Here is a 12,868-nt window from a genome sequence, read left to right as displayed (position 1 = left end):
ACCATTCTCGAAAACCATGGTTTTTGAGATAAATTAAAAAGAGGTATAGTTCACCTCTTTTTTGTACTTTTTTCAATCTGAACTTATTTCAAAATCAATCTGTCATAAAAGCGAATGTTTTTGATTAGCTTTTTATAATAAGTTAACGATGGTCCGTCTCTTGTTGAACAAACGCTTTAAAGACGTTATTGAAAAAGGTGTTACTGATTTTTCAAAATATTATGGTCTCCTATTATGATGCGCTATTTTAGCGAGTTGTTGTGGCTGAGCCTTTTCGATGAATGATTCTTGATGCTCTACCTAATAAAAGGACTAGTACCGCCGAGCATAAGACAAAGGCTCCTAGCATCGTTCCACCATTAACGATAAGTGAATAGATAACGGGTGACATTTCTTTGGCGCATATTCCCCCCAGAAGATAACCCCAGCAACAAAATGCCAAAAATAACGAGCTAGACTTCCTACAAATGTTGCTAAAACTATCCAATATAATGCTTTTTTCTTATCCCCATTTTGAAAATGTCTTTTAATAATTTTATAAAAAAGGCCAGCAAAGCCAACAAAAGCAAAGGCTAAAAAGTATTCAATAATGAATGGGCTGGGTGTAAGAAAGTAAGCATCTCCCGTTGCAACTTGTATTAAACCCCAACGAAACCATTATATCCCTACAATGTCTTCCATGAATGTTTTAAAGGATTCCACAAATTGATAATGATGTGTTCTTCTTAAAACAATCATATAAGCATTGGTGGATACTGGTACAATCTCAAGAACGAACCCCTACTAAAATATTGATGTTGAAACATACATATTCTTATTGCATAATGATATTCACCGTCAACAAAATACTCATCGATTCATTCTCCTTCAAACTGAAAACCAAGTTTTTTATAAATATGAATGGCTTTTTCATTAGCTCTATCAACGATTAAATATAATTTATACATATTTAATACAGAAAACGCATAGTCCATTGCGAGATATGTTGCAGACTTGGCATTGTGGTTGGTTCCTGAAATTGGTAGAAAGGAAATTAGAAGGATTTACTTTCCTCTTTTATCTTTTACAATACAAAGAAGGAGGTAGAAACATGTTCAAAAGAGTAATCATCCTTGTGGCGCTGTCATCCATTTTATTAGCATTATTATTAGTAGGAGGTCAAACAGCTACTCCTGTTAACAATATAAATAATAAAACTGTGCTCGAATACACGATTACCAAGATTGATGGTGATCAATATTATGGAAAAAGTGAGGACGGGACCGAGATTCGTTTTTCTGATGAAAACATCCTTTCAGGTGATAAGATACAAGTTCAGGATGAGGTAATAGTCTATCTCGAAAGGAATAGTTTAGGTAAAACAGTAGTCAAAGTGGAGAAGAAATAATATCCTAGGGTGCTGCTTCTACCTACTGAAAACGAGGGCATATTACCCGCCTATCTTATTTCAACTATAGGCTAGGCAAGGAATAAAGATTATGAAGATTTCTATACATGGTTTTGACTTCATTTGTTTAGGTTTTTTCTATGGTACATATGAAATAGTTATAAACCAGAAACATCGGTATCGTCATGAAATGGCAGGAATACCTATTTCGTGTGCAAGGTCTTTGAAAGGTAAACTCCATTCTTTCAATATATGAATTTACAGATGTACTGTTGCAAAGGTGAAGTTCTTAACCACCATCAATGATAGAAAGGAAAATTAGTTTGAAGGAATTTACAGTTTGCTATACGTTTGATCATGAAATCATAACCGAAAAAATAATAAAAGAATTAGATGTTACAAGAGAAGAGGTTGAACAAGAAGTAATTGAAAAGATGGATAATAACAGATACTTTATTGTAAAAAACCATCAAAAAGGGAATTATAGGATTGACTCATCTTTAGTACGTTATGTACAGATCATAAATGAAAAGATATTAATTAAATAACAATATTTATAACTAGAGTACGGTGCCAGTAAAATGGGGGTTTACTATAATATAGGCATTTGTTATTCTCTTTATTAATTGTTCAGTCCTTCCGAATCGTCCCAGACCGATTCGTACTACGACCTCTGCTTATTTCTGATGGTTCAGCTACTTATCACTAAGTAGGTTATGAAGGGTGCTTCACATATCCATCAGACCTCCCCGGTAAGAGTACAGTCTTTCCTTCCATCTATCTCCTTCATTTACTCTGTATCAGCTTTGGCAGAAAAGGACTTTGTTTCGTTACGCAAACTCATCCAACGATAACTAGCCTTATATGAAGTTCGTGTTCCTCAGACCGGAAGTTTGCCGCCCGCTTCCTTCAGATTCCGCATCACTACAGACACCCTTGCGTTAGGCTAACTGCTACTTCTGCCTTCACAGTTCGGGACTTGCACCCTAGAGATTGCACCCATGCCGGGCGCACGTAAAAAAGGGAGATTGCTCTCCCTCTCTTGATCAGAATGATGTAATCCTATACCTCAATCCCTAGGATTTTACGCATTCTACTAATCTTTTGGTTACACCTATATCCTCTTCTGCTTGGATATGTATCCCCACTTGCTTGGATGTTGATGGCTTAAAATGATGGATACGGGGTTATTTAAGATGGCTGACTTAAACACTTCTATTGGAATAACTAAGCTGACATTTAATCCTCCAACATGTGTAGAAAGTATGTATCATTCGAATTTTATATAAACAGGAATAATGGAATATTTAATGGTACTACTATTCTTCTAGCTGAACAACGAGTAATCTTTATTTATACTAAATTAACCCTAATCAATTCGATTAGGGGTTCATTTAAACCTCATATTCTCTTAACACGTCCGTTAAATACTCCTCTCCATTAACTTCCAGGTCTTATCAACATCGCGTAGACGACTATGCTCCCATAAACTCTCCATCTCAATGAAAATACCAACATGTCCAAAGCAAATAAAAAACAGACCCTCCATTTAGGGTCTGTCAGCTGCTATTATTAAGCTTTTTGAACGTTTGTCGCTTGTGGGCCACGTTGGCCTTGTTCAATTCCAAAAGTTACACTTTGACCTTCGTCTAAAGATTTGAAACCTTCGCTTTGGATTGCTGAGAAATGTACAAATACGTCTTCTCCTGCTTCACGCTCGATGAATCCAAAACCTTTTTCTGCATTAAACCACTTAACTTTACCTTGTTCCATAAATGTTGCCTCCTCGTGTGGGTCTCCACACATTGTGTTACTATCCTTGCTCAAATACCTTAGACGAAAAACAAAATCAATTCTCGCTGAAAAAAGAACAAAAATAATTCTTCCTAAGAATAGCACACATACCATAAAATAGCAAATGGTATAGACCTCATTTCTAATGAAGATATTTCTTTATCAAACGTTACCTGAAGAAAATGGTCCGATACAAAGAGAATACCTTCTTCAAGAATAGCGCTCGATTCTTAAATAAGCTACTGCATAATGGAATCGAACTCCAATTAAAATTAAAATGGAATAAGCATAAGAATTTGAGTTTAGGAGGTAACCATGGCTCTGTTTAGAAAGCTTTTCATTTTCTTCCTTGTAGCATTTTGCCTTCAGCCCAATCACCGCCTCTTTTCATAAGCTTGTTCTGTGTTTACACAAGACCTTTTTCCACGCTTCTAAAATTAAAAAAAGCAGCATTTCCCCAAAAAAAGGAAAAATTGGCTGCTAATTTAATCGTTCATATCCTAACTTGACTTTAAATCATACAGATCAAGTAGCTTGATTTACATGGTTCCTGTATCCTGGCTGTGTTTGTATTTAAAAGTTACCGCAAAAACGATTCCAAGAACGATGGTATAGGCAGCAAAAACTAACCAGATATTCTGCCAGTCTTTTATGCCGTCAACCGTTAAATAATCCACTATTTTCCCACTAATCACAGCACCTAAATAAGCTCCCAGTCCGTTCACCATTGTCATGAATAAGCCCTGTGCACTCCCACGAATTCGGTGATCCACTTCTTTATCTACAAACATCGATCCAGAAATATTAAAGAAGTCAAACGCTGCACCGTACACTATCATGGATAATAGTAATAAGATGAACCCTAATCCGGTTGGGTCTCCAAAAGCTAATAAACCGAATCGCAACGTCCAAGCCGCCATACTCAATAGCATAACCGTTTTAATCCCAAATTTACGTAAGAAAAATGGTATGGCAAGAATAAAGACTACTTCAGAAATTTGTCCAATTGATAATAAAATAGCTGGATATTTCACAGCAAGACTATCTTTATAATCAGGATTTAGCGCAAAATCATGAAGGTATGGGTCTGCAAATGCCAAATTAATTTGCAGTGCAGCACCGATCAGCATTGCAAACACGAAAAAGATGGCCATTTTCTTTTGTTTAAATAGGACAAAAGCGTCGAGTCCTAAGTGGCTTACCCACGACTTCTCTTTATTAACAGTTGCTGTTGGACAATCAGGCAGCACAACTGAAAATAGTGCCAGTAAGATGGCAGCCCCCGATGCAATGTATAACTGGATATTGCTTAACTCAAATCCACCAACACTAATGAGCCACATGGCAAGAATAAAACTAACAGTTCCATATACACGAACAGACGGGAATTCTTTCGTCGTATCAAGTCCTTCTTTTTCTAAACCAATATAGGAAATAGTATAAGATAATGAAATTGTCGGTATGAAAACCATAGCGTTAAAAAACATTACCCAAAACATAACGGTTGGGTCAGAAGCTTGTGCTGCTATAAATAAACAAATCGCTCCGAGAAAATGTAAAGTTCCGTACAATCTATTCGCTTTCATCCATCGGTCAGCGATTATTCCTATAAAGCTTGGCATTATAAGAGAAGCAAGTCCAGATGCGCCATAAACCGCTCCAACTTGTGAGCCAGAAAAATGCAATGTATTGATCATATACGAGCCAAGTGTAATTAGCCAACATCCCCAAATGAAAAACTGGAGAAAGATCATAATTTTAAGTCGAGATTTAATTGTCATTGTTCTCCTCTTTCTAAGTTGTTAATGTCTAAGTTGTACTATTCTAGTCATCAAGCTTTTTTAGCTAATTCAGTCATATAATCGAAGAATGCATCGCGATTCACATCATAAACGACATTCACAGGTCGGCCATCAGAGGTTTCAACTGTACGGCCTTGGCTTGGACCGTCTGTGTGAACAATGCTGTTAATGGTTTGTACTTTCACAAGATCACGATTACCAACAAATGCGGTTGTTAACACATCCCACAAATAATATGTGGAATTCGTTGAAAAGTGAACAAGTGGTGGTACCATCGCATAACATTGGCCAAGAAAATCTACACCAATATTTTGGCGTTCCTTTGCCCAACGCTCACGTACATCTAAGGTTAACGGTACTTGGTTTGTACTTTCAAGCGCCACTAAATCAATTTCTATGCCGGTTTCCCATACACGAGCAGCTGCTTCAGGATCCCAAAATACGTTCCATTCCGCTGTTCCATCATGTTCAGGTTCATGTACGTTTCCTGCTTCACAGAATGTACCACCCATCCAAACAAGTCTTTCAATTTTCGCTTCAATTTCAGGAGCTTCATCTAATGCACGAGCAAGATCAGTTAGCGGACCTGTAAATAATAAAGTTGTTTTTTCTTCAGTTGCTAAAACCGTATCTATTAAATGGAGATGTGCTGGTTTATCCGCCACTGGTGTTACAACTTTTCCAGATTCATTTAAAATCGGTAGGGCATCAACATAAAATGCATGCATACGCCAGTCTTTTGGAAAAGGATTTTTCCCACGAGAATTTGACTCTGCTACTTCAAGACCACCATAACCAAAGCGATCAATAATTTTTCGGCTCGCAAACATTGCTGGTTCTAAATAACAATCTGCTGGAATGACTGAAACACCTGTGAGTTCAACCGTATCCATTTTTAGTAATAAAAATAGCGAAACCAGGTCATCAACTCCGCCATCATGATTAAAGTAAATTTTCTTTTTCATTATTTTCTCGATCCCTTCATGGTGAATTTTTATAAATTGTTTGGGATTCATCCAACTGTTTTCTTGTTGGAATACTCGAATAACGTCGCACTTGTTCCGTACTAAGAGCCATCGAAATGTGCCTGACTTCCCGCTTCGCATGATAGCTTATAAAAAATAAAAAACGCTCCGATAGCTACCGGAGCGTTGACTAGGGCATGGTAAATACAAAAGGAAGAATTAATCCTTCTTTCATTTAACACTTACCTCGTAGTCAAGCCCTTTACGGTGGCTTGGTAGAAACTCTTGGGCCATATCCCCAATATTATACGACGTATTCGACATTCAATTCGTATTTATAATAGCAATAATTTAGGGTTCCGTCAACTAAATAACGAATATTTTTCTTTAATTAACAGTATAACGTTCGTGTTTAGAAGCGTTTACAATTTTATTCGCCCCTTACCGCTTTCACACTTTTGCAATTTGAGAACTTACCTAAATCCCTCAACTACTATATTCAGCACAGTTTAAAATCGAAATTGTCAGAATCTGATCCGTTGCGAAGATTTTAATCTAACCCATGATCCCAACCAAGGTGGACAATCATTTATTTTTCAGAAAGTGAATTTCTACTTTATTCATTTAGAAAAAAGAAACCCCTGCCCAATTCTTCAATAAAAAATGAGTTGTCAAAACAACTCACAGTTTTTCCACTCTTGCAACCCGTTGCCTCACTAAATGCTTAACAAACAATCTTTTATGAGGATTCTTACTTCTCCTGTCTTCTCAACAATATGGCCCGTTTATTGAATAAGTGCAACTTCAAAAGTTATGTATAAATATAAGTGTTTATACAGTTCGTTTTGGAAAAATGATTCAAAAATATTGATAAACATACTGCGTAAAATACATTAGTTAAATACCACAACCATATAAGGTAGTGTTAAAGACCTTACCTTCTAATTCAAACTTGATTAATTTTGCTTAAAACGGCATAAAATGATATAAAAAAAGCGGCTGAATCTTGATATAAAGCCATTCTTTTAAATAGCTTAAAATACAAAATAAATTCATTTCGGCACGAAATCGGCACAGTGCCGGCAATTGCTGAAGCCCATAAATAATGGTTTTTCAGGATTTCAAAATACAACATCAGCACTTATGAAAGATGGTAAAAACAGAACCCACAGACAACAATCTGTGGCTCTTTTCTCACAAATTTTTCAGCCCATACCTATATTAATGAAAGGTCAAAAAGCCAAACCAAACAGCAGACGTGTGATGGTACTGTATGAGAGATGAAATAATTAACCCATCCCTGACTCATGGACAAACTGCACCTTTTAGAACGTATTTTTTGCTCTCTTTTAATTTTTTATATATTAAATATGAAGAAACTGGGAGCAATATATATGTTTGGTGGTCAAAAGCGGTCAAAGATTACATCATGCCGCCCATTCATTTGCATATATAATAGAAAGAAATGGTATATAAAAAAAGCCTTTAAATCAACGTTTCAAAATAGTTTACTTAAATGTTTTAAATACGATATAAAGCATTGGAGGACAAATAGGAGGACAAAAGAGGACTAATAAGTATATATAAAGCCCTTCTCAATTGATTGGGGCTTTTCCTCTTCAGCAAACAATCCTTCTTCAACTCAAGCACCCTATAGTTTAAGCGCATTATTTCACAATCTTTCTTTTTAAACTAAAAAAGGGTCGCCGTAGCAACCATTAACGATTCATTTTATACTGAAAATTATAGATAAATTTATGCTTGGATCGCGATTTTCTAAAGGCGACTTGCGCTATTTCCTTTTTGATACTATGAATGTCTTTCACTATAGTTTGGGTTAGAAGCTATTTTTATTAATATATAACGAATAAAAAATCCAATTCCTAATCGAGGAATTAAAGACAACATTGGAAGCCAAATAGGACCAAATGATATTCCTAAAATGATTTTTGGCGAGTACATGAGACCTATTGTGACAAAATACGCTCCAAAAGCAAATGGAAAAAACGATAAGCGAGGATTTTCCCCTTCCACAAATTTATAGGCATCATACATAGCAAACAAATAAAAACAAGGATAAAACATAAGCCATTGGTAATCCACTGCTGCAGCTTCTTTTATTTTGCCAAGAAAACGCGGAAGCCAAGTCCAGCAAGCATGATTAATCATTCCCAAATTGTCTTTTGTTTATTAAAAACGGAACCACTTTATTGTAATAGATGTTCTAAATAATGCTTATTATGAAGAATACTTGGATGATCAGGAAGGTATTGCCGGGCGATTTCGTTATGTGCATAGGCTAGTTCGTGGTTCCCTATTTGTGAGTAACAAACGCATAATTGTAAATGCGGAAGCCAAGTCCAGCAAGCATGGTTAATCATCCCCAAATTGTCTGTGGGCTTTTCGAGTTGGGTGGCTAGTTTGTACCAAAAAAGAGCTTGATAGGGGTGATTATTATGAAGGAATCTGTACCCTAATCTGCAGCAAAAATCAGCTCGAGGTGAGTCGTATTCAAAAGATTTTAATATAAAATGAAGCTCGTTTTCATGATCACCTTTTGCATAATAACAATCGGCAAGCCTGCCACATGCAGAAATGTAATCTTCTACCCATCCATTATTTGTTGCTAAAAATTGTTTATAGTACTTGATAGCATCCTCAAGCTTATCGTGTTCAAACAGTTCGTTTGCATAGTAAAATAAGTCTCTGGGAGAGAATTTTTCTCCGCGTTTTAGACGGTTTTCATAGATAAGGAGATTACGGTCAGAGTCGTGATGTATGCTGCAATGGGTAACAGCAACCTCGCTGTGTAGAATATTTCCCCAAACTTCCAAGTACTCGTGCACCGCCCCATACCATTGGAAGTTATTTTTCCTTTTTACAAGGCGATTACGCCGCAGGCTCGTAATGACTTTTCCTTTTTCATCTATGTTCAGATTATAATGCATGGTGACTGAATCAATAGTAGGGTCAAGTGTCTCCTTCAACTTTGAAAATTTTCTGTAATCATCTTCCATTAAAACATCATCCGCATCTAACCAAAAAATGTAATCCATTTTGGCGTTTTTAAAAGCGAAATTACGGGCTGCAGCAAAGTCTTCAATCCATTGGAAGTCGAGAATATGATCCGTATATTGAGATACAATTTCTTTCGTTTTATCTGTTGAACCTGTGTCTACTATAATGATTTCATCTACAAGGTCTTTTACCGAATCAAGACATCTTGCGATAGTGTCCTCTTCATTTTTTACAATCATGCAAAGACTAATTGTAATCATGTTTAATCAGCTCCTTTAACCCCACGATTTTCCTATTTTTAAGTTACGTAAAAAGACAATTTATGGTGTGTACAATCTTGGTAATTGGTTATATAAAAAAACCAATTGCGCCCTCAATTTCATGCTGTACATAAAATTGAGGGCGCAATTGATTGAAAGTTGTTCGGTATACAAATATTAAATTCCTTTAGTGCCCTGTGAACCACAAGTTTTTTCTCCAAATGTTACTCCCTGTCCTCCTGGAACACTTGGCGCAAGCTTTGTACAAATTCACACTCATTTTATGAGGGTTCTTATCCATTCAAAACTAATTTAATTTTTTAATTACAATAGAAGCGTTTACGTTTGTTTGTGTGCCTCCAGCTAAAGTCTCAAGGGTAACTGCTGCAGAAGAACTATGATTTCGAAGGGTAAGAACATCTCCTGCTGCTACGGCGATTATAGCCTGACCGTTGTTTTGCTGAGTTCCGGCCCCTGAACCATAGACGGTTCCTGCAACAAGTGCACCATTTAAAAATAGTGCGAATTGGTTTCGTTGTACACCCGACACAGAGAAAGTAACCTCGTAGTCTCCAGGAGTGGTAACTAAAATTTGAGAGGTTCCAGGGGCATGCGTAATTCCAGGAGTAATTATTCCATTTGAATCAAAAATGACATCAGCCTCTATAGGCACAACCCGAGCACCGAGATTGTAAATATAACCGTATTGGGATAATCCTCCTGCTGCTCCCGCTGGACCGGTTGCTCCGGTCGCTCCCGCTGGTCCCGTTTCTCCTGTTGCCCCTGTTGCTCCGGTCGCTCCGGCTGGTCCCGTTTCTCCTGTTGCCCCTGTTGCTCCGGTCGCTCCGGCTGGTCCCGTTTCTCCCGTTGCCCCTGTTGCTCCGGTCGCTCCGGCTGGTCCCGTTTCTCCCGTTGCTCCGGTTGCTCCGGTTGCTCCCGCTGGTCCCGTTTCTCCCGTTGCCCCTGTTGCTCCGGTCGCTCCGGCTGGTCCCATTTCTCCCGTTGCCCCTGTTGCTCCGGCTGGTCCCGTTTCTCCCGTTGCCCCTGTTGCTCCGGTCGCTCCGGCTGGTCCCGTTGCTCCCGTTGCTCCGGTTGCTCCGGCTGGTCCCGTTTCTCCTGTTGCCCCTGTTGCTCCGGTCGCTCCGGCTGGTCCCGTTTCTCCCGTTGCCCCTGTTGCTCCGGTCGCTCCGGCTGGTCCCGTTTCTCCCGTTGCTCCGGTTGCTCCGGCTGGTCCCGTTTCTCCCGTTGCTCCGGTTGCTCCCGCTGGTCCCGTTCCTCCCGTTGCTCCGGTTGCTCCGGCTGGTCCCGTTTCTCCCGTTGCTCCGGTTGCTCCCGCTGGTCCCGTTTCTCCCGTTGCTCCGGTTGCTCCCGCTGGTCCCGTTCCTCCCGTTGCTCCCGCTGGACCTGTTGCTCCGGTTGCTCCCGCTGGACCGGCTGCTCCGGTTGCTCCCGCTGGTCCGGTTGCTCCCGCTGGACCTGTTGCTCCCGCTGCTCCATCAGCACCTGCTGGTCCGGCTGGACCTGTTGCTCCCGCTGCTCCCGCTGGACCTGTTGCTCCGGTTGCTCCCGCTGGACCGGCTGCTCCGGTTGCTCCCGCTGGTCCGGTTGCTCCCGCTGGACCTGTTGCTCCCGCTGCTCCATCAGCACCTGCTGGTCCGGCTGGACCTGTTGCTCCCGCTGCTCCATCAGCACCTGCTGGTCCGGCTGGCCCTGGTGCTCCGGCTGGTCCGACTGGTCCTGGTCTTCCTGGTCTTCCTGCTCTTCCCCGTGGGCCTGGTGGGCCTGGTTTGCCTGGTGGGCAGTCACATTCATAACAACATTCGTCACATTCACAACAACATTCACATTCACAACAATATTTGTCCCAATTACATATTTCACATCTGCTTTTTTTATAAGAACTCATTAATCTTCCTCCTTTCTATACTATTAATATGTTGTTTCAGTAGTGGTTGCCTGTTTAATGTACCTATGAATAAAGAATAATAGGTACATATTATTTGGCTTTCGATATCTTCCACCTTTGCTTGATATTTTGGTAAATGGGTATCTTTGTAGGATTCACTTTTGCAAAATAAACAGAAAAAAAGCCTTATATATCAAAGTAAATTAGAAATTTGGATAACTGGTAAGGAGACCAGTTTTTATGGTCTTTTTCATTAGAACCTTCCCTGCACTTCTAAGCCATAAAACACCTTCAATGGTTAGTTGTGTATAAAAATTGGGGTGCAGTTCACTGGCCCTATGTCCCTTTGTGGAGGCATACTACAACCATTCCTATGGCAACTTTCTCACAGATTCAAGAGGCCTACAAATTTCAACATACTTGGGGTCATTTCGGGTGGTGACAGGCACAAAAAAATAAGGGGCACTGACAAATCAATTCGAGATTCTACAAACCTCAACATAACTCTGAATGCAGAGACGATGATGCCATTCTTAAATACAAAAATGCAACGCGAGAACCGTCCCCGCGTTGCACCTACTTTCTTATAAAAAGTAATTTGATTCATTCCAGAAGAAGGATATTGATATTTTATTCCAGCAATCATTTGGCTTGATAAGTTATTATCCTTTAATTTATAGTATTCAGATTGATGAAACACGTAGTTATAAAAGAATATTCCCAAACAGATAAAAATAATAAGAAATACGATAATACCTTCTTTTTCTTTCCTGAAACTGCCACTCTTGTAGTTCAAATATTTTTGGTCATATTTATATATAAATCCAATAAACAGGACATTAAATATAGGGAACCACATATTTTCAGGAATATTGTATAAGAAAATAAATTCACTTTCCTTCTTAATCAGAAACATATAAACAAGAAAAATCAGGTAGAAAATTAAAGAAAGAGTCCAAACCTTTTTTTCTTGACCAAAAAGCTTTTTTCTTTATCTCGTTTTCGGTAAATTTACCACTATCTTCTAAATCGTTCATAATTTATCACCATCCTCGAAAGACCTTTTCCTATTTTATTTTTTTGAATGTTTCTTAAAGTATTCTGCCACGTTACTTTAAAACCTTCACACACTCTCTAAACTTTTACATAGATAACCAATTTTCTTTTACGCTGTTGTTCAAGAATCTGGCCCTATTACTGAAAAAGGCACAATTCTTCTTCAAGAATTGCGCCCGTTAGTCTATAATAGTCACTAGATAAGACTTGGACTCACCATTAACCTTAATATCTATTGTGTCATGATACTGATCAGTTGTTAAAGAATATATATATTGCCTTACTTCATCATCTTTTGAATCCATTTCATCTAACTTAACAAGTGCTATCGTATCCACCGTTTCCAAACTGGCTTCAACTTCTTCTTGAGAATGAAAAACAATATAATATATTTTGCCGCTTCTGTTAATCACTTGAAGTTGAGCATCAGGATCTATTACTTCAGTTACTTTTTTCGGAACCTTATCCACCTCGCCAAAACTTAATTTTTGCTGCGTACACGCTGATAAGGTTGCTAGAACTAAAAACATTATTAAAAATAATTTCCTCACTTATTTCACTCCCTTGTCTTATTCTTGTTAATTCAACAATCTGGCCCTATTACTGAAAAAAGGCACATTCCTCTTCAAGAATTGCGCCCTATAATGGACTAACTCAAACATGATCCCCATCTTAAAATC

10 protein-coding genes, 2 pseudogenes and 1 riboswitch are annotated in these 12,868 nt (G+C 38.6%); of the genes and pseudogenes, 2 read left to right on the top strand and 10 right to left on the bottom strand.

All coding sequences use genetic code 11. From position 1 onward, the window contains the following. Nucleotides 1–247: 247 nt before the first annotated feature. Together thiT and R4Z10_RS08120 are read right to left on the bottom strand one after the other, a co-directional pair. Nucleotides 248–648, bottom strand: a pseudogene (gene thiT, locus R4Z10_RS08125) (energy-coupled thiamine transporter ThiT); the annotation flags it as partial. A gap of 86 nt (nt 649–734) precedes the next feature. After that, nucleotides 735–989: pseudogene (locus tag R4Z10_RS08120) on the bottom strand (GNAT family N-acetyltransferase); the annotation flags it as partial. 101 nt (nt 990–1,090) lie between these two features. Between R4Z10_RS08120 and R4Z10_RS08115 the strand changes: the two are divergent. Next, on the top strand, nt 1,091–1,387 hold the full coding sequence (locus R4Z10_RS08115; RefSeq protein ID WP_338472684.1) for a hypothetical protein: 297 nt from the start codon (nt 1,091–1,093) through the stop codon (nt 1,385–1,387). A 302-nt stretch (nt 1,388–1,689) separates the two neighbouring features. Then, a complete protein-coding gene (locus tag R4Z10_RS08110; protein ID WP_338472683.1) occupies nt 1,690–1,935 on the top strand; it encodes a hypothetical protein in 246 nt (81 codons plus the stop codon). A 1,024-nt stretch (nt 1,936–2,959) separates the two neighbouring features. Here the strand turns inward: R4Z10_RS08110 and R4Z10_RS08105 are convergent. From R4Z10_RS08105 to R4Z10_RS08070, 8 genes are all read right to left on the bottom strand, one after another. After that, a complete protein-coding gene (locus R4Z10_RS08105) occupies nt 2,960–3,160 on the bottom strand; it encodes a cold-shock protein (RefSeq protein ID WP_338472682.1) in 201 nt (66 codons plus the stop codon). 560 nt (nt 3,161–3,720) lie between these two features. Beyond that, entirely contained in the window at nt 3,721–4,962 is a 1,242-nt protein-coding gene (locus R4Z10_RS08100; protein ID WP_338472681.1) for a nucleoside permease, read from the bottom strand. A gap of 50 nt (nt 4,963–5,012) precedes the next feature. Then, a complete protein-coding gene (locus tag R4Z10_RS08095) occupies nt 5,013–5,948 on the bottom strand; it encodes a nucleoside hydrolase (protein ID WP_338472680.1) in 936 nt (311 codons plus the stop codon). Between the two features lie 230 nt (nt 5,949–6,178). Further along, nucleotides 6,179–6,280: riboswitch (purine riboswitch) on the bottom strand. Between the two features lie 1,477 nt (nt 6,281–7,757). Next, a complete protein-coding gene (locus R4Z10_RS08090) occupies nt 7,758–8,117 on the bottom strand; it encodes a hypothetical protein (protein WP_338473194.1) in 360 nt (119 codons plus the stop codon). A 38-nt stretch (nt 8,118–8,155) separates the two neighbouring features. Next, nucleotides 8,156–9,226, bottom strand: a complete 1,071-nt coding sequence (locus tag R4Z10_RS08085) for a glycosyltransferase (RefSeq protein WP_338472679.1) — start codon at nt 9,224–9,226, stop codon at nt 8,156–8,158. Nucleotides 9,227–9,533: 307 nt separating this feature from the next. Further along, nucleotides 9,534–11,132, bottom strand: a complete 1,599-nt coding sequence (locus R4Z10_RS08080; protein WP_338472678.1) for a collagen-like protein — start codon at nt 11,130–11,132, stop codon at nt 9,534–9,536. 902 nt (nt 11,133–12,034) lie between these two features. Further along, complete coding sequence (locus R4Z10_RS08075) at nt 12,035–12,169, bottom strand: hypothetical protein (RefSeq protein ID WP_338472677.1); 135 nt, start codon at nt 12,167–12,169, stop codon at nt 12,035–12,037. Nucleotides 12,170–12,367: 198 nt separating this feature from the next. Next, nucleotides 12,368–12,739: a peptidylprolyl isomerase gene (locus R4Z10_RS08070; protein WP_338472676.1), complete on the bottom strand. Its 372-nt coding sequence runs from the start codon at nt 12,737–12,739 to the stop codon at nt 12,368–12,370. Nucleotides 12,740–12,868 lie beyond the last annotated feature (129 nt).

Source organism: Niallia sp. XMNu-256, assembly GCF_036670015.1.
GTDB lineage: Bacteria > Bacillota > Bacilli > Bacillales > Cytobacillaceae > Bacillus_BD.
This window is presented reverse-complemented; position numbering and strand designations above follow the sequence as displayed.